Source organism: Endozoicomonas sp. G2_1, assembly GCF_017744155.1.
Classification (GTDB): Bacteria; Pseudomonadota; Gammaproteobacteria; order Enterobacterales; family Alteromonadaceae; genus JAGHQT01.
On the sequence record NZ_JAGHQT010000002.1, the window covers coordinates 469327 to 487633 of the forward strand.

Here is an 18307-nt window from a genome sequence, read left to right on the forward strand (position 1 = left end):
TGTTGTAAATAAATTTGCTACCTTGTCATAGTGTCTCTATGAATATCTGTTATTAAACTTCAACTTGGAATAATAATTATTAGGTTTATCGTTTTTAACTATTTTTTATCCGAAGTTGGATTTGTGTAGTAGCAACCCCACAATCACCTTACACATAAAACAACGTTTTTTCTACAAAACATTCAAAATATTTTCAGCACCATTAAAAAAACATCAAAAACAAAATCTAACCTATTGTAAATCAATAATAAAAAAGTTAAAAAAAAGATTAAAGTGTTAACTTTAATCTTTTGTAAAACTTCCCGACAGTTAGCTTTTAGTGATAATAAACCTTGAGTAAAAACTCAAATTACGTGTCTGATAATTCCGTTTTTCCAAGCGCTCTTGAGATGTTTTCTGCCGTTTCACCCAACAGTGAAATAACTTGTTCATGATCAACAGGATGTGAATTATCTAAATGAGACAAAAACGGTACAACCAAAGCGGCAACAACTTTACCCGTGTAGTTAAAAATTGGAAAACCGATATCTTGAACGCCGTTAACTTGCTGACTTTCAATACATTCATAGCCTTGCTCTTGAACACGCTCAACTATTTCGTTAAGTGCTTTTTTCGACATTCGTTTGTTTTTGCTGACACAATCAAGCATTGCGGTTCTACTTTCTTTATCAGAAAACGCCAGTAATACATGGCCCGAACACGTATTTTGAATAGGAACACGCGCACCAACTCGAACTGAGAACCCTAGGTCTGAAGGACTGTCTTTTTTAACAATAACAATCCCTGACTCACCACGTTCTATTACCAAGTGGCACGACTGTCGAATTGCATTACTTAACTTTGCCATAAATGGTGCCGCTATCGCAGACACCCTCTTTACGTCGGGTTGCTGATGCGCAAGCTCAAGTAACTTCATGGTAATAGAGTATTTATCTGAATCGTTATCCAGTTGGATATAACCGCGCTCTTCCAATACCACCAGCATGCGAAATAATTCACTTTTTTGTCTTCCAAGCATGTCGCTGATCTGCTTTAAGCTAAATGCCTCAGACTGTTTAGCCAACAATTCTAAAATGTCTAAACCTTTACTCAACGCAGGAGCTGAATACTGGGTTTTGCTCTTAGCCTCAGTGGTCATATCGATAACCTTTCAAATGTTGTGATAATTAAAGTGTTGTTATTTTAACACTAAAGTTGCTGATAACGATAAGTAAGTCAACTAAATAGTGGTAAATAAAAAACGCCAAGTTAAATATAAAATCACTTTGCATTTTATATAAGAAATGATATTTTACAAATAAGATTTAAAGAATAGTCTTTATTACTCGCCAAAGAGCCGATAAAACTATGACAAAAATAAGTTAACAGAGCAGACAATATGAAGATCATCGATAGTCACCAGCACTTTTGGCAAATTAATCGAGGCGACTACACTTGGCTAACACCCGAACTCAGTGCTATTTATCAAGACTTCTTACCAACAGATTTATCACCACAACTCGAACAAGCGGGTGTCTGTAAAACGGTATTAGTACAAGCAGCAGCATCAGTTGCAGAAACTGACTTCATGCTGAGTTTGGCTGACCAACACGACTTTATTCAAGGTGTTGTTGGCTGGGTAGATATGCAAAGTGAAGATGCCGTAAAACAAATAGAAAGGTTGAGCCAACACGCTAAATTCAAAGGTATTCGACCTATGTTGCAAGATATCGCTGACGTCGATTGGATTTTGCAAGACCAGTTAGCACCAGTGTTTGATGCCTTGTTAAAGCACAAACTTAGATTCGACGCTTTAGTACTGCCAAAACACTTAGCCAATATCAAAACACTAATCGAACGCTACCCAACATTACCAATGGTCATCGACCACGCAGCTAAGCCGGATATCGCCAATAACGAAATTGCAAGATGGCAGCAATCAATGACTGAGATTGCCAACTTTAAACACGTATATTGCAAATTGTCCGGGTTAGTGACGGAAGCGGGTGACTCACCTAGCGCCGCCAAGTTGCAACCTTATGTTAATGCCTTAGTGAATTTATTCGGTGCTGAGCGCTTAATTTGGGGCAGCGATTGGCCAGTAGTACAACTGGCGAATACGAGTTATCAAGAATGGCTCACCATGGCCAAATCACTGTTAGTCAAGCTAACACCAGAACAACAGCAGCAAATTTTTGCTGATAACGCTGAAAAATTCTATCAACTTTAAATGTAATTTACTGCTCGCGCCAAACGCTTAATCAATGTTGCGGGTATATTGACAAGATCAGGAGCAAAACATGAGCATTCAAGGGCAATCTTATATTAACGGTCAATGGGTCGTACCTACAGGTGGCAAATTTTCGTCGTGGAATCCGGTCACCGATAGCGCTATCGCAGAAGTTAGCAGTTGTACGCGTGAAGATGTCGAAACAGCAGCAAATGCAGCCGCAGCGGCAATGCCTGTGCTAAGAGCAAAATCAACCGATGACATTGCCAAGCTGCTCAATACCATTGCCGATGAAATAGAAGCACTTGGCAGCGAGTTGATTGAAACCGGTATGGCTGAAACAGGCTTACCTGAAGCTCGACTTATAGGAGAGCGTGGCCGCACCTGTGGCCAAATTCGCGCCTTTGCCAATTTGGTTGCCGATGGCAGCTATTTGCAAGCCAGTATTGACCTTGCGCAACCTGATCGCCAGCCACTGCCTAAGCCTGACATTCGCGCTTGTTTTCAGCCACTAGGGCCAATTGCCGTTTTTGGCGCATCAAACTTCCCATTCGCCTTTGGCTGTTTAGGTGGTGATACTGCTGCCGCACTCGCTGCTGGCAATGCGGTTATAGCAAAAGGTCACCCAAGTCATCCACAAACTTCAAGTTTGTTTGCTAAAGCTACGGCGACCGCCATTGAAAAATGTGACTTCCCAACGGCAACATTTTCACTATTACAAGGCAGTGGCCACGAGCTTGGCACCGCTTTAGTTGAGCACGAAGCAATTAAAGCTGTTGGTTTTACTGGTTCATTAGGTGGTGGTCGCGCCTTAATGGACATTGCCGCCAAACGAGCAACGCCGATTCCTGTCTACGCTGAAATGGGCAGTGTCAATCCAGTATTTGTTATGCCTGACGCCCTCGATAATAACTTGGATGATATTGCCGCTGGTTTAGCCGGATCAATTGTCATGGGTACTGGCCAATTTTGTACATCACCAGGGCTGGTAGTAACCTTAAAAAGCGAGCTTGCAGAGAAAACCGCAGCTCACCTGAGCGAACAGCCACAGGGTGTTATGCTTAACCCAGGCATTGCTAGTGCGTTAAACAGTGGTATTCAAGAGCGTTTAGGCAATAGTAAAGTTGAACTACTCACCGGCGGTTTAGCAAAAGAAACACCACTAAAACCTTGTAACAGCTTAATGAAAGTAAGCGCGGAAACATTTCTATCCGACGATGAACTGCTCGAAGAGTTATTTGGTCCGGTGTCACTAGTGGTGGAGTGTGACTCAGTAACGCAAATGCAAGCAGTTGCTAAGCACATTCAAGGTAATTTAACCGCGACCATTCACACTCAAGCTTTTGATGATGACGCAGTAAAAAGCTTACTTGCCGCATTAAGTGCTACTACAGGTCGCGTGCTATTTAACGGTTACCCAACCGGCGTTGAGGTTTGCCCATCAATGGTTCACGGCGGTCCTTACCCTGCCTCATCGTCAGCAACGGCAACCAGTGTTGGCACAGCCGCCATTAACCGCTTTGTTAGTCGCGTGGCCTATCAAAACTGCCCTGATAATTTATTGCCCGCGGCCTTGCAAAACGCCAATCCACTGGGTATCTGGCGTTTAGTCGACGGCGAGTTCAGTCAAACAACGGTATAACGGCAAGTGACACAACAGGTATTACTATGACAATTAAACACTACCAAACAGTACAAGACATTTCCTTGCAAGACAGCTTGCCAAACAACGGCCGAGAAGGCACGTGGCTTGGGCGCGCATGGCTGCCAGCTGGCTTTAGTCCAAGCGGTATTGCCGGCCCTCATGTCATCACCATTAGAGGCGAGGACATTGTCGAGCTATCCTCGAGCTTTAAAACCATTGCCGATGTTACTCGACACCCAGAGCCAACAGCCGCGGTGCAACAAGCAACTGGCAGCACCGTTTGTCGCTTAAGTGAATTATTCGACAACAGTTTATTTCACCAAGTGCCAGAAAATATTGCAGATGCCGATAAACCGGTATTATTAGCACCCAATGATATTCAAGCAATTAAAGCCGCTGGCGTAACATTTGCCGCCAGTTTAATTGAACGAGTAATTGAAGAGCGTGCACTTGGCGATGCGGCCAAAGCAGAAGAAATTCGCGCGATAGTTCATTCCGCTATTGGTGATAATCTACAAGATATTGTGCCTGGCAGTGAACAAGCACAAGCGTTGAAAGAGAAGCTGATTGCTGAGGGTATTTGGTCGCAATACTTAGAAGTTGGCATTGGCCCAGACACCGAAGTATTCACTAAATCACAACCTATGTCGGCTATTGCTCATGGCAGCCAATTGGGAATTTTAGCCACCAGTGGTTGGAACAACCCAGAACCAGAGATTGCTTTTTTGGTATCGCCCGAAGGTAAATTTCTTGGCGCTACTTTAGCTAATGATGTTAACTTGCGCGATTACGAAGGTCGCAGTGCACTGTTATTAGGTAAAGCGAAAGATCAAAACGGTAGCTGTCCAATCGGCCCTATGTTCCGATTGTTTGATCATACCTACAGCTTGGCCGATGCCGCTAATGCCGAGGTGTCATTAACCATTACCGGTGAAGATGGCTTTGTTAGTTCTGGCGCCAACATTATGTCGGAAATCAGCCGTACACCCGGCAGTATTATTGCGCAAGTTTGCAATCGCTCTCATCAATATCCTGATGGCTTAACCATTATGCTGGGAACTATGTTTGCGCCAACGGAAGACCGCGCCGAACCCGGTATGGGTTTCACCCATAAAGTAGGCGATAGAGTTGAGATATCATCACCTAAGTTAGGTAAGCTAGTGAACTGGGTTAATTATTGCGACCAAATACCCACTTGGCATTATTCAACAGCTGATTTAATTAACTTTTTACTGCAAGTACAACAGCAGCAACTGACTCGCTAAGGTTAACGATGACAACAATAAAACAAAGAATAATCGGCAATACCGACCTTAAGGTAGACACCTTAGGCTTTGGCTGTGCACCACTGGGCAACTTGTATACACCAGTGACAAATCAAGACGCCGACGAACTATTAAATACGGCATGGCAACACGGTTTTCGCTATTACGATACCGCACCACATTATGGTCAAGGCCTCAGTGAACGTCGCGTTGGAGATATTTTAAGACCGCTCCAAGGGCAAGATTACGTCTTATCAACTAAGGTTGGCCGACTATTAAAGCCTGCTGGCTATGCCAAAGAACGTCACTGTTATCAGTCGCCAATGCCGTTTGATATTCATTACGACTACAGTTACGACGGTGTTATGCGCTCGTTTGAAGACAGCGTTCAGCGCCTTGGCCTCGATCGCATCGATATTTTATATATGCACGATATTGGCGAAGTGACCCATGGCGATAACAACAAGCACCATTTCCCTATTGCCATGGAAGGCGGCTACAAAGCTATGGATGAGTTGCGCTCACAAGGCTTGGTAAAAGCGATTGGCCTTGGTGTTAATGAATACCAAGTGTGTGAACAGGCAATGGAGTATGGACAATGGGATTGTTTCTTACTCGCTGGTCGTTACACCCTGTTAGAACAGGAGTCGTTAGAAACCTTTTTGCCGAAATGCGAGGCACAAAACTGTTCAATCATTATTGGTGGTGCTTACAACTCAGGCATTCTTGCCACAGGCGTTAAAAAAGGCGGCACGGTACATTACGATTATGGCCCCGCGCCACAACACATTATCGATAAAGTGGCAAAAATCGAAGACCTGTGCGAACGCTATCAAGTGCCATTGGCAGCCGCTGCATTGCAATTTTCATTAGCGCACCCAAGCGTGGCCAGCGTTATTCCGGGTATGGGTAATGTTCGTCGCGTTCAGCAAACAATCGATTTATTTAATATGGAGATTAATAGTGACTTCTGGGCAGAGCTTAAGCACCTTGGCTTAGTTAGACCAGATACACCATTACCGGGCGGTAACTAGGAAATAGGTATCGAGAAAAGCAGTGAAGTGATAATTGCACTGCTATGCTGAAATACTGAGTTTGTCAGCGTCTTGCTCAAACTCGGTATTATTTTCAAAAACACTCACCAACAGTGAAATCAATAAAACGGATAGCGCTGGTACCATCATCAAAATAAAAACCATCATTAAACTCGGCATTTTCCTTCCCCTCACGTTAACGCACTAAGTTACAAATTCAGACAAACTATTTACAAGTTGTATTAACTAAGTCGCAATAACGTTTACAAAGGTTGTGCCAAACTCAAATTATTTTTCATATCATTGAAAAATATAAGTTTTTATTTTTATGGGAAAATTTTAAATTCCCCTCATTGTTACATTTAGTCATCACAGTTAGCAGAGCTGACTAACTATTGGTTAAATTAACAACTCTGATTTCACTGAGATAATAAGAGCTTAAGTGTCTTGAGCAACAGTTGTTGGGGCAGCGTCGCCAACTAGCGCAAAAGCGTCTAACAACAACTGTCCAGTTGCTTCCACCTTACCCATGTTTTCACTGAGGTAACGCCTGAATTGTTTGGCGCCTGGCAAACCATTGCATAGGCCAAGCATATGGCGAGCGACATGACCAACCTTGCCACCTTCGGCAATATGACGATCAATGTATTCCACCATTTGTTCGACAACTTCACGACGAGAAATGATCGGCTTATCTGCCTGCCAAATGTTTTGATCTGCCTTAGCTAACATATATGGATTAGAATAGACTTCGCGCCCGATCATCACACCATCAATGTGCTTTAAATGCTCAAGTGACTCAGCGTAAGTTTTAATACCGCCGTTAATCGAAATTTGATAATCACTGAAGTCTTGTTTGATTTGATAAACGCGATCGTAATCGAGCGGTGGAATTTCGCGATTTTGCTTTGGACTTAAACCCGAAAGCCAAGCTTTGCGAGCGTGAACAATAAAGTGCTGACACCCTGCTTCGCCAACAATGCGAATAAAGTCGTGTAAGAACTGGTAGCTGTCACAGTCGTCAATGCCAATACGAGATTTTACCGTCACCGGAATTTTTACCGCTGCTTGCATTTGGTTAACGCACTGAGCAACTAGCTCAGGCTCAACCATTAAACAAGCACCAAAACGACCATTTTGCACGCGATCAGACGGACAGCCAACGTTGATGTTAATTTCATCGTAGCCGTATTGTTCGGCTTTTTTAGCGCATTCCACCATAGCGGCAACATCACTACCACCAAGTTGCAATACAACCGGCTGTTCCTCTTGATTAAACTTCAAATAATCCCATTTACCGTAAATAATCGCACCAGTTGTCACCATTTCGGTATAAAGCACAGTATTAGCTGACATTAAACGGTAGAAGTAACGACAGTGGCGATCAGTCCAATCGAGCATCGGGGCAACAGAGAGTTTATGAGAAATCATATTGGTTAATTTAAAGACAGTTAAGTTGAAAGTAGCCAGTTAGTGGCTAATATCAGCCACAATCGTGCAATTATAATCGCTGTTGCTAATCCAGACAAAGAAAATTAGTGCTATCGCAGCTAAGGCAAAGAAGCCCAAGAAAGCAACTAGATTAAATAGCGAGAAAATTCACTCACAACAAATTCTTTAAACAGCTTCAAACGGGCGGGTTGATAATTGTCTTGCAAGTACACCAAATAAAAAGGCGTTGAAGCCACTTGCCAATCTTCAAATACGGGTTCGAGTAAACCTTGTTCAACATGCTCGCGACAATAGAGCTCTGGCACCCGAATAATACCCTGCCCAGCAAGTGCTGCCGACAACATCACTCGACCGTTTTTACAGGTCAAAACACTGCTAATAACGCAATCTTGCTCACTACCCGTTTGCTTATCGATAAAGCGCCATTGCCGTAAGCTGCCGCTAATACATCGGTGTTCCGTTAACTCTTTAGGTGCCGTTGGTCGACCAAATTGCGTTAGGTATTGAGGACTAGCATAGGTGTTAATAGTTAAGTCGGTGAGCTTGCGTGCGATCAAACTTGAGTCTTGTAATGCCCCCATTCTAAAGACAAAATCAAACTCGCCAGCAACTAAATCAACTCTACGACTGGCAAAGTCTAATTCAACGTTAATATCTGGATAGCGCGCCATAAAATCTGTTACCAAAGGAGCGACAATGTCTTCGCCAATCGCTCCACCTACACAGTTGATACGAATTTCTCCAGCTGCGCGCTCAGCGCTGCCAACCGCTTCTTCAACGGCGCTATTTATTGTATGTAGTGATTGCTGACACTGCTCAAAAAGTCGAAGCCCTTGTTGTGTTAAATGCTGGCTACGGGTAGTACGCACTAACAAACTTACACCCAGTTCAGCTTCTAACTGCGCCAGCTGTTTCGAAATATGGGAGCGTGAACACCCGAGTACCTCCGCAGCTTTAGTAAAACTGCCCGCTTGGGCAAGTACAACAAAGGTTCTAACATCGGCGAGATTAATATTATTTTTGGCAAGCACAATAATCCACCCAATTGTCAACTAATAGTAAACAAAGATGTAATTTAAACACTATATATCATCAAAATAAATCGCTTTACCATAACATCATAAAATTTCTTAACTAAAAGGTGATTTATGAAAAAGCTCGTTGTGATTACAGGTGCAAGTTCAGGTATTGGTGAAGAAACAGCTAAGTTACTCAGTGCCCAAGGTCATCCATTACTGTTAGTTGCTCGTCGTCTTGACCGCTTAAAAGCCCTTAATTTACCTAACGCAATTTGTGCGCAGGTAGATGTCACCGACAAAAACGTATTTAAAGCAGCTATTGAGCAAGCAACTGAGCAATATGGTCCAGTTGATTTGTTGATTAACAATGCTGGGGTTATGCAGCTTGGACAAATTGATGTTCAAGACGCCAGCGAGTGGCAAACTATGTACAACGTCAACGTACTCGGTTTATTAAACGGTATGCAAACCGTACTTACCGATATGAAAGCGCGTAACACGGGTACTATTATCAACATTAGCTCTGTTGCCGGTCGCAAAACCTTTGGCAACCACGCCGCTTATTGTGGTACTAAATTCGCGGTTCATGCTATTTCTGAAAACGTTCGTGAAGAAGTGGCTGACGCCAATGTTCGGGTCATCACCATTGCACCAGGTGCGGTTGAAACTGAGTTGCTATCACATACAACTTCAGAAGAAATTATTGCGGGTTACGAAGCGTGGAAAGAGCAAATGGGCACGGTATTAGCTCCTGTTGACGTTGCTAACGCCATCAACTTTGCCTACCAACAACCGCAAAGTGTTTGTATTCGAGAAATCGTGCTCGCTGCCACTAAGCAGCAACCTTAACCTCTTTAGGCTAGCACACTAATTCTAGTGTTTAACCTTCCCCGGTAATCAAGTGTCATCGTCCTAGGCACTTGATTGCTTTTTTTCTAAAAACGAGGGCGTGTTAATCTTTCGAGATTAAGTTTTGTTCAATCTAAACGCTTTCTGATCGCGACGCTCGGATTGTAGTATAGTTGTTCTATATAAAAACCGAGCAACAATGAGCAGGAAGCGTTTAGATGAACCCAAAGGGCAGCGCCTGTTTGGCCTTTCTGCGGCGTTGTCGCAGGATTGATGTAGAATAACTACACGACATCTGCTCCGCCTTGCATAAAAACCAAACAGACTGCTGCAAAAATAATCCTGAAAGGTCAACACGCCTTAAACAAATTGCGTTAAGCTCGGTTTACTAAGGCATTTTTTCAGCAAACAGCCTTTTATCGAGACAATAGTAATGAGTGATAACCCTAATCAAAACAAAGAGCTCTTGAGCCAAGAATGGCAAATACTGCAAACTCAATTTGATAGTTACGAAAAGTTTTCGCTAGTCATTAAGCTGTTTAATATTGGCTTTACTGTGTTCTCTATTACACTAGCAATGCCAACGCTAATTAGCCTGGTGATCATCAGCATAGTATGGTTACAAGACGGTATTTGGAAAACCTTCCAACAACGCATTGAACAACGGTTATTGGTAGTTGAAGTTGCGCTTGCCCCAAACACTAACGTAAATGAAGCCAACAACGAGACAGCACCATGTCAGTTTAATCAGCACTTTTTAAAAAACCGCGCAGGCGCTGGCAAACTGATTACTGAATACGTTAAAAACGCCTGTCGACCTACAGTTGCCTATCCACATATTGTGCTACTAGCTTTGGTACTGTTAATGCCGATCTTTATGAATACGCTCTAGTACTAGACATCCCTGTCCAAAAATACTAGTTACCGAGCCAAGCCGTTACACTTCAGTTAAGTGCTCAGCGTGAAAGCGCAGGTGTTGTTCTATAAAGCTGCTAATAAAATAGTAGCTATGGTCATAACCTTCACACATTTCAACGGTCAGCGGATAGCCATGTTGTTCAGCCGCTGCAACTAAGCTCTCTGGTTTAAGCTGCTCAACTAAAAAGCTATCTCCGTCGCCTTGGCTGACTAACGTCGGCAACTGTTGTGATTCAGCTGCTGCTTTTGCCATGAGCACACTGGCATCGTATTGTTGCCAGCTTGTTTGATCGTCTCCCAAGTAAGCCGAAAATGCTTTTTGTCCCCAAGGACAATTCATTGGGTTACTAATTGGTGCAAAAGCAGTGACCGACTGATATCGCTGAGGGTTTCGCAGAGCAATGGTTAGTGCACCATGTCCCCCCATAGAGTGACCACTAATAACGCGTTGCTGATTGACCGGAAAGTTGGCTTCGATCAATTCAGGCAGTTCATGCACAATGTAATCGTACATTTGATAATGTTGCTGCCACGGTGCTTGCGTCGCATTGACATAAAAGCCCGCGCCAAGTCCTAAATCGTAAGCACCATTTTCATCGTCTGCAACGCCGTCACCACGCGGTGAGGTGTCAGGCGCGACAATCGCGATACCGAGCTCAGCGGCAAGCTTAAAAGCCCCTGCTTTCTGCATAAAATTTTCATCCGTGCAGGTTAAGCCCGAGAGCCAGTACATCACTGGCACGCGATAATTATCGTTAGCTTGCGGCGGCAAAAATATCGCGAAGCGCATTGAACAGTTAACCGTGTTTGATTGATGGCTATACTGTTTATGCCACCCGCCTGCCACTTTATTACTGGCAAGATTTTCTAATTCCATCAGTTGAACCCTTTTCGACTGGTTATTTCTCGAAACATGTAGTTATCACAATGACTATTTGTCAAAGTGAATGACGGAACGAATACTTTCACCGCTGTGCATCAAATCAAATGACTCGTTAATTTTATCTAATCCCATGGTGTGGGTGATAAAGTCATCTAACTTGAATTCGCCATCTAAGTAGCGCTCAACATAGTCAGGTAATTCACTGCGGCCTTTTACGCCACCAAAAGCGGTACCGCGCCATACTCGGCCAGTGACTAGCTGAAATGGTCTCGTTGAAATTTCTTGACCAGAACCAGCAACACCAATAATGACAGACTCACCCCAACCTTTATGGCAACACTCAAGTGCTGAGCGCATAACATCAACATTGCCAATACATTCAAATGAGTAATCAACACCGCCATCGGTTAATTCAACAATGACCTCTTGAATTGGCTTGTCGTAATTTTTCGGGTTAATACAATCTGTCGCGCCAAGCTTACGGGCTAAATCAAATTTAGACTCATTGATATCAATAGCAATAATTCGGCTTGCTTTGGCCATAGTAGCGCCAATCACAGCAGATAAACCAATACCACCCAAACCAAATACGGCAACGGTTGCGCCCTCTTCAACTTTTGCGGTATTCATTACCGCCCCCATGCCGGTAGTAACACCACAACCGAGTAAACAAACCTCTTCTAGTGGCGCTTTCTTGTTTACTTTAGCCAATGAAATTTCAGGTAAAACAGTGTACTCAGAAAATGTTGAGCAGCCCATATAGTGGTAAATTGGCTGACCATCTTTGTAAAAACGCGTGGTGCCGTCAGGCATTAAACCTTTACCCTGCGTTTCGCGAATTTGTTGGCACAGATTTGTTTTACCCGACAAACAAAACTTACACTCACCACACTCAGGTGTATAAAGTGGAATAACGTGATCGCCAACGGCAACACTGGTGACACCTTCACCCACTTGCTCAACAATACCACCGCCTTCATGACCTAAAATACACGGGAAAATACCTTCAGGATCTTCACCTGATAAGGTAAATGCGTCGGTGTGACAAACCCCTGAAGCAACTACTTTAATCAGTACCTCGCCCTTTTTCGGTAGCATTACATCGACTTCTTCAATAACTAAAGGCTGTTTTGGCCCCCATGCTACAGCTGCTCGTGATTTAATAAATTGTTCAGTCATCGTCTTCCCCTTGAACGCTTTTAGTCTTTCAACATTAATTACATAGATTAGTGCATTATATTTATTTCAGCATTAATGATAATATCTCGAAATTGCAAATCACTTTTACCATATGGTAATAATAAAGTCTTAGCATCACGATTTCTGTACTCACTACTATGTTTCAATGGCAAGGTATCACCGAATTTGTCGCAGTCGCCGAATACAATAGCTTTACCCTAGCAGCTAAGTATCTGGCTATTTCTACGGCGCAGGTTAGTCGGCAAATTAATGCGCTTGAACAAAGGCTTGGCGTTAAACTACTGCACCGCACCACTCGTCAGGTGTCGTTATCACAAGAGGGGCAAGTGTTTTATCAGCACTGCCGACACGTTTTAGACGGCCTCAACCACGCCGAGCAAGCAGTTAGCCAATGGCAAAGTCAGCCGCAAGGTAAAATTAAGCTAACCGCGCCGGTGACTTATGGCGAACAAAGAATTTTGCCACTGCTCAATGACTTTTTAAGCCAACAGCCCAAAATAGAACTCGAATGCCAGCTGACTAATCAGCGCGTCGACTTAATAGAACAAGGCTGTGATTTAGCAATTCGTTTAGGCAAGCTACCCGACTCAAGCTTAGTAGCTAAAAAACTCGGTACACGACAACATTACGTTTGCGCATCACCTGATTATCTGAACCGCTTTGGCACGCCGCATTCACTTTCTGAACTCAATCAACACAATTGCTTATTAGGTACTAGAGACTACTGGCTGTTTGAGGTTAACGGCAAAGAAAAAAGCGTACGTGTTAGTGGGAATCTGCGCTGTAACTCAGGTATTGGGCTGGTTGATGCTGCGCTAAAAGGTATTGGTATTATTCAATTGCCAAATTACTACCTGCAAGACTATATCTCAGCGGGCAAACTCGTTCCCGTACTTGGTCAGTTTAATCAAACCATTGAGGGCATTTGGGCGGTCTATCCACAAAACAGATTTTTATCCCCTAAAGTGCGAAGTTTAATCGATTATTTAACGACAAACCTAGCCAACAACTAGTGTAATAATTCAACAACGGTCTTTGCTTCGACAACTATTTAAAATAAAATACCGCCACTTTTAGTTTATGTCTTGGGCACTATGTTTAGAGTACTTTGTTTGATCGTGGGACTTGGACTTTGTCAATCGGCATTTACTCAAAGCTCAAGCCATCGTTCACTGACAATTCCCCTAAACAACTGGACTAGTCAGCGCGTGTTGTCACTTGCAATCGGGCAAACACTGGCCAAACATAACTACCACATTACCTATCAAGACATCAGCGTAAACGATCAATGGGGCGCTTTGCGACAAGGCATTATTCACTTTCAATTAGAAGTTTGGCAACAGTCGATGGAGATGGCGACCCAGCGTTTTTTTGAACAAGGTTACATTGTCGATCTTGGCAAACACCAAGCAGTCTCCAGAGAAGATTGGTGGTACCCATTATATGTTGAAGAGCTTTGTCCAGGCTTACCTGATTGGCAAGCACTTAACCAATGCTCAAGCTTATTTAGTGCTAAAACAGGCAATAAAGGCACTTACTTTTCAGGCCCTTGGCAATATCTCGACGCAGATATCATTCGCGCTCTTAATCTCAACTTTACCATTGAAAGGTTTGACGACGATTTAACACTAGTCAAAAAATTGAAAAAGTCTGTTGTTCAACAACAAGCTATTGTCTTGTTAAACTGGTCACCAAACTGGACTGATAGCCGTATTGATGGCAAATTTGTTGAGTTTCCTGATCACACAAAACAATGTGAACAAGAGCCAAGTTGGGGCATCAACCCCGACTATGTTCACGACTGCGGTAATATTAAGCAAGGCTGGATTAAAAAAGCTGCCTGGCCTGGGCTTGCTAAGTACCAACCTTGTGTTCACCAGTTTATTGGTAACCTTGAATTCAACAATACAATGATCAGCGAAGCTGCTGCCTATGTTATTGCCGACGGCCTAACTGAGTCACAAGCAGCACAAAAGTGGCAAGCAACATATGCTAAGGAAATTAAGCACTGGCTTGCCAATACCTGTATTGCTCAATCGTAAAATTGACTTTCAATATATCGCGATTTTCATTCACTAAACTGAAAAAACTTGTGTTAGACTGGCAAAAAAGTTTAATCAATGTCTTTTATGGAAATTTCAGCACTGCTTGAACAAGCAAAAAATGTTTGCCAACAACGCGGCGTTAGATTCACCCCGGTGAGGGAACAAGTTTTCTTGTTGTTAGCAAAGCACAGTAACGCGGTTGGCGCTTATGATTTGTTATCTGAGTTACAAACCATAGATCCCGCTGCTAAGCCAGCAACAATTTACCGCGCGCTAGACTTTCTTGGCCAACAAGGTTTTGTCCACAAAATTGAGTCGATTAATGCCTTTGTCATGTGTCACCACTTCAGTGATTGTAGCCACCCGGTACAATTGTTAATTTGTGATCAATGCGGCCATGTTGAAGAAATTCAATCACAAAACTTAGACTTAGCTATTCGTTCAATGGCTGATGCCAGTGGCTTTAACATTAGCCACCAAATCGTTGAAGCACACGGCAAGTGCCAACGCTGCCCTTAAATAGTTACCTACCTCAGCAGTGTTAAAGGCTGTTGAGGCAATCCAATCATTCCACAAAAATTCAACACCCGTTAACTGCTTTCTTAGCAGTACGAGTATTCATTTATTCAAGAAAGAAAAACTGACTAATCTAGGTCGGTATTACAGACAACAAAAAAATAAATTTTTATTAATCAAAAGGCTGTGGCGTCGATTTTTTGATCAACATCACAAGAAAAACTGATTTACTGCTTGATACTTGTTCGCGTCAGGTAAATACTGTTACTAATCAAAGACAAAATAACCGTCGATTTAAGCGTCAAGATTATTTAGCAAATTGTGCAATAACTTATTTGCGATAACAATTTACATTTGGCGGCTGAGCGGGCAAAATTGACCAGTTATTTAGAAATAAAACTTATTAAGGCTTGGAAAGCTTCTCATGAACGTAGAGTTTATTAATCCATTTTTATCTTCCATGCTCAATGTCATGTCTACTATGGCGCAAATGGAATTAACCCCAGAAAAGCCACAATTAAAAAAAGAACAAGTTGCCAAAGGTGACGTATCAGGTTTAATTGGTATGGTTAGTGAACAAGCCAAAGGCTCTTTGTCTATCACTTTTGAAGCATCGTTAGCGATTGCCACCATGAAAAAAATGGTTGGTGAAGGCCCAGACGAAGTTAACGACGAAATTACTGATTTAGTGGGTGAAATTACCAACATGGTAACTGGTGGTGCTAAGCGTCAACTCAGTGAAAAAGGTTTTGAGTTTGATATGGCAACCCCTATGGTTGTTTCAGGCCCTGGCCATAGCATCCAGCACAAAGCTGAAGGCCCAGTAGTAATTATTCCATTGCGTTCAGCTGAAGGTAAAGCCTTTATCGAGTTTAGCTTCGATTAATAATTAAAAGATTTATGTAAACACAAAGCGCCAGCATCACAATGATCGCTGGCGTTTTTGTAAAAAAGAAACGATTAAGGAAAATGCCGTGTTTAAGCGAATTGTTTCAGCTCCTCTAGAACTATTCATCTACTTGCTCGCAACATTAATTTTTATCGTTCTCTATGGACAGATTGTTCTAGTACCGACGGCACTATTAACACTAGCCAGCCTTGTACTTCTCTATTTCATTTCGCCAGCAGAATTGACTTACATAGCTGCCCTATTTGCACTGGCAGGATTTATTACAGGGGTTTTGTGGGCTGAACACATTCGCCGAAAATACAGTATTTTCGGCTTTCACGGTTATTTATCTAACAACCCAGAAATTGACGGATATCAGCGCCCAAGCCAAGGCGTTGTATTCCGTCAGGGTAACCTAGTCAAACACTAATTAGCGTTTACAGTACATTGCTCATACCAAGCTTCACTGTCCCATTGAGCTAAATTCAACGATTTGATATCAGTTCGATACAAGTAGCTGATGGCGTCTTTTGGCGCGCTGTTGTCATTAGCAATAAAGACATAGCCCGCTTTGGCAAAAATGCCTTCAGCGTTGAACTTCGTTGTCGGTAAATTGGCGAGTAAGTTACTTGAAATGCCATCAAGCGTTACCTTTTTGCCGTCGACACTAATACCAAAAACGTGAAACGCACTTTGTGTTTTACTACTGTGACACAATTCAGCCGCATCGCCATGCCAACAAAATGATACACCTAACAAACACTGACCGTTTGACTCTGGAATAACAGTTACATCACTCCAGCGAAAGCTGTGTTCAAAGCTAGTAACTAGCTCACTGGTGCCCGACTTATCGATTGAAGCGGGGGCAATAAGGCTAGTTTCATGAAACACCATAGCACGGTTACTATCGAGCAGAGCTAACGCTTCGTAGCCGTGATTCCAGTTATCGTAATTTTGCTTGGTTTTGCCATCGTTACGCAATCGCGCGCTAAATCTAGGCTCAGTAATGCGACCTTGCCCTTGCCATTTAGCTGTTGACTCAGCTACTAGCTGATAGCCCGTCGCAACCTTTGTTAACTCAGCTAGAAAAAGCTGGTAACGCCCGTTTACACTGTCTTCTGCAAGTAACCAAACATGCTTACCAGAGGTATCAACAGCTATCGCTTCCCAAGAAACGCCGTCGACATCTTCAGGGAAGCCAACTAAAGTAACTTCAGTCAATTGATAGACCTGCTCACTGCCCTGTTCAAATGCCGCTTGCAAATCATCAAACTGAGTCACATAAACACTTGGGCCAGTTTCCCCGAGAAACAAAACTTTGTCTTCTGTGGCTGTAATGCTCGAAATACCATGAGCATCAATGGCTAATAACTCGTCAGCAATGGCATGGGCGCTTATCAAAGCTGTTGAAGCAAAACTAATCGCTAAGCTTGTTGTTATTGTATTTAATCGATTCACCTTTTTACCTTAATGCTTATTTGTTCGCGTAACTTGGCACTTGGCTTAACTTAAACGCCGAAGATATATGACCTAAATAAAATTACAAACGACTAATAGTTCGTTCAAGATTTTTTCTCGCAGTCGCTTCAAATTTATCTTTAAAATAATCGAGTCGATAAATGCTATCTTGCTGGAGGAATGATACCAAAATTTCTTTTCTCTTCTTATTAAAAACAAAAGATGGCACCAATTTGTATTCTTTACGAACATTGTGCTCAAACTGATCGTAGACGTTTGCTCCTGCCCCCAAAATTGTTAAGTCAATATCGACAATCAGCTTCTCATCGTTAGTCGTAACATCACTACTGTGATCTGTTGCCATAACTAAACTATGAACCAATTCACTTATCTGAGAATCAATGCCAGATGTGATAAGAAAATTTTTAGCCCAATTAGCACTATCAAGCTCGTTTGTTTTGGAAAAAGGCTGATATATAGCATCGTGAAACCATATTGCCAACTCAAGTTCATCAGGCTTTTTTGACACGTGTTTCACTTTGTCAAAGTGATTGAGCATAGCATTGATATGCTTACTAGTATGATAGTAGCGATGCTTTTCTGAGTAGGCTGTTACTAACGAATCGTAACAGTCAAATGAAGCCGTTAGCCCCATCGACTCCATTAGCCAACTCCAACGTTGTTTATTCATACCACGCCTCGTTATCAAACATTGAACAATTTTTTATAATACACGAAGATCTCGAGTTATTTTCGACACTATTAACATTCTCCTGAAACGAAAAATGTAAACTACTGAAAGTAAAGAATCCACCTTCTAAAGAAGGTGGCTTTGCGTAAGCCCCCTAAACAAGGGGGCTGGGTTATCCTAGTAAATGTAATTGACGTTTCTCTTCTTGTTTCTCCATCTTGTCTTGATGCCGTA

19 protein-coding genes are annotated in these 18307 nt (G+C 42.6%); 11 read left to right on the plus strand and 8 right to left on the minus strand.

Annotation, left to right across the window (positions count from 1 at the left end; translation table 11 throughout):
• Nucleotides 1-349: 349 nt before the first annotated feature.
• Complete coding sequence (locus tag J7384_RS05130; RefSeq protein WP_209111794.1) at nt 350-1138, minus strand: IclR family transcriptional regulator; 789 nt, start codon at nt 1136-1138, stop codon at nt 350-352.
• A gap of 240 nt (nt 1139-1378) precedes the next feature.
• Between J7384_RS05130 and J7384_RS05135 the strand changes: the two genes are divergently transcribed.
• From J7384_RS05135 to J7384_RS05150, 4 genes are all read left to right on the plus strand, one after another.
• Nucleotides 1379-2209, plus strand: a complete 831-nt coding sequence (locus J7384_RS05135; RefSeq protein WP_209111795.1) for an amidohydrolase family protein — start codon at nt 1379-1381, stop codon at nt 2207-2209.
• Between the two features lie 70 nt (nt 2210-2279).
• Nucleotides 2280-3851 carry an aldehyde dehydrogenase (NADP(+)) gene (locus J7384_RS05140; RefSeq protein WP_209111796.1) on the plus strand — a complete coding sequence of 524 codons (1572 nt, stop codon included), beginning with the start codon at nt 2280-2282 and terminating at the stop codon, nt 3849-3851.
• A gap of 26 nt (nt 3852-3877) precedes the next feature.
• On the plus strand, nt 3878-5119 hold the full coding sequence (locus J7384_RS05145; RefSeq protein ID WP_247741627.1) for a fumarylacetoacetate hydrolase family protein: 1242 nt from the start codon (nt 3878-3880) through the stop codon (nt 5117-5119).
• An 8-nt stretch (nt 5120-5127) separates the two neighbouring features.
• Entirely contained in the window at nt 5128-6153 is a 1026-nt protein-coding gene (locus J7384_RS05150) for an aldo/keto reductase (RefSeq protein WP_209111797.1), read from the plus strand.
• Nucleotides 6154-6195: 42 nt separating this feature from the next.
• Here J7384_RS05150 and J7384_RS05155 read toward each other — a convergent pair whose 3' ends face one another.
• The 3 genes from J7384_RS05155 to J7384_RS05165 form a co-directional block, all read right to left on the minus strand.
• Nucleotides 6196-6333 carry a hypothetical protein gene (locus J7384_RS05155; protein ID WP_209111798.1) on the minus strand — a complete coding sequence of 46 codons (138 nt, stop codon included), beginning with the start codon at nt 6331-6333 and terminating at the stop codon, nt 6196-6198.
• A gap of 258 nt (nt 6334-6591) precedes the next feature.
• The gene (gene dusA, locus J7384_RS05160) at nt 6592-7584 is read right to left on the minus strand and encodes a tRNA dihydrouridine(20/20a) synthase DusA (RefSeq protein WP_209111800.1); all 993 of its coding nucleotides are present in this window, start codon (nt 7582-7584) and stop codon (nt 6592-6594) included.
• Nucleotides 7585-7730: 146 nt separating this feature from the next.
• On the minus strand, nt 7731-8636 hold the full coding sequence (locus tag J7384_RS05165; RefSeq protein ID WP_348523842.1) for a LysR family transcriptional regulator: 906 nt from the start codon (nt 8634-8636) through the stop codon (nt 7731-7733).
• A 117-nt stretch (nt 8637-8753) separates the two neighbouring features.
• On the opposite strand from J7384_RS05165, the gene J7384_RS05170 reads away from it, so the two are divergent.
• On the plus strand, nt 8754-9473 hold the full coding sequence (locus J7384_RS05170; RefSeq protein WP_209111802.1) for an SDR family oxidoreductase: 720 nt from the start codon (nt 8754-8756) through the stop codon (nt 9471-9473).
• A gap of 433 nt (nt 9474-9906) precedes the next feature.
• Nucleotides 9907-10365, plus strand: coding sequence for a hypothetical protein (locus J7384_RS05175; protein WP_209111803.1), 459 nt, complete (start codon nt 9907-9909; stop codon nt 10363-10365).
• A gap of 45 nt (nt 10366-10410) precedes the next feature.
• On the opposite strand, the gene fghA is transcribed toward J7384_RS05175, so the two are convergent.
• A complete protein-coding gene (gene fghA, locus J7384_RS05180) occupies nt 10411-11268 on the minus strand; it encodes an S-formylglutathione hydrolase (protein ID WP_209111804.1) in 858 nt (285 codons plus the stop codon).
• 54 nt (nt 11269-11322) lie between these two features.
• Nucleotides 11323-12453, minus strand: coding sequence for an S-(hydroxymethyl)glutathione dehydrogenase/class III alcohol dehydrogenase (locus tag J7384_RS05185; RefSeq protein ID WP_209111805.1), 1131 nt, complete (start codon nt 12451-12453; stop codon nt 11323-11325).
• Between the two features lie 158 nt (nt 12454-12611).
• Here J7384_RS05185 and J7384_RS05190 point away from each other — a divergent pair, with 158 nt between their 5' ends.
• The 5 genes from J7384_RS05190 (at nt 12612) to J7384_RS05210 (ending at nt 16354) form a co-directional block, all read left to right on the plus strand.
• On the plus strand, nt 12612-13487 hold the full coding sequence (locus J7384_RS05190; protein ID WP_209111806.1) for a LysR family transcriptional regulator: 876 nt from the start codon (nt 12612-12614) through the stop codon (nt 13485-13487).
• Between the two features lie 105 nt (nt 13488-13592).
• Nucleotides 13593-14516 (plus strand): ABC transporter substrate-binding protein, encoded by a 924-nt coding sequence (locus tag J7384_RS05195; RefSeq protein WP_348523843.1) that lies wholly within the window; start codon nt 13593-13595, stop codon nt 14514-14516.
• 78 nt (nt 14517-14594) lie between these two features.
• Complete coding sequence (zur, locus tag J7384_RS05200) at nt 14595-15038, plus strand: zinc uptake transcriptional repressor Zur (RefSeq protein WP_209111808.1); 444 nt, start codon at nt 14595-14597, stop codon at nt 15036-15038.
• Nucleotides 15039-15459: 421 nt separating this feature from the next.
• A complete protein-coding gene (locus tag J7384_RS05205) occupies nt 15460-15921 on the plus strand; it encodes a chemotaxis protein CheX (protein ID WP_209111809.1) in 462 nt (153 codons plus the stop codon).
• An 88-nt stretch (nt 15922-16009) separates the two neighbouring features.
• Entirely contained in the window at nt 16010-16354 is a 345-nt protein-coding gene (locus J7384_RS05210) for a hypothetical protein (RefSeq protein WP_209111810.1), read from the plus strand.
• Here J7384_RS05210 and J7384_RS05215 read toward each other — a convergent pair.
• Both J7384_RS05215 and J7384_RS05220 read right to left on the minus strand, forming a co-directional pair.
• Nucleotides 16351-17382: a hypothetical protein gene (locus tag J7384_RS05215; RefSeq protein ID WP_209111811.1), complete on the minus strand. Its 1032-nt coding sequence runs from the start codon at nt 17380-17382 to the stop codon at nt 16351-16353. The genes J7384_RS05210 and J7384_RS05215 overlap by 4 nt on opposite strands.
• An 82-nt stretch (nt 17383-17464) precedes the next feature.
• Complete coding sequence (locus tag J7384_RS05220) at nt 17465-18073, minus strand: hypothetical protein (RefSeq protein WP_209111812.1); 609 nt, start codon at nt 18071-18073, stop codon at nt 17465-17467.
• Nucleotides 18074-18307 lie beyond the last annotated feature (234 nt).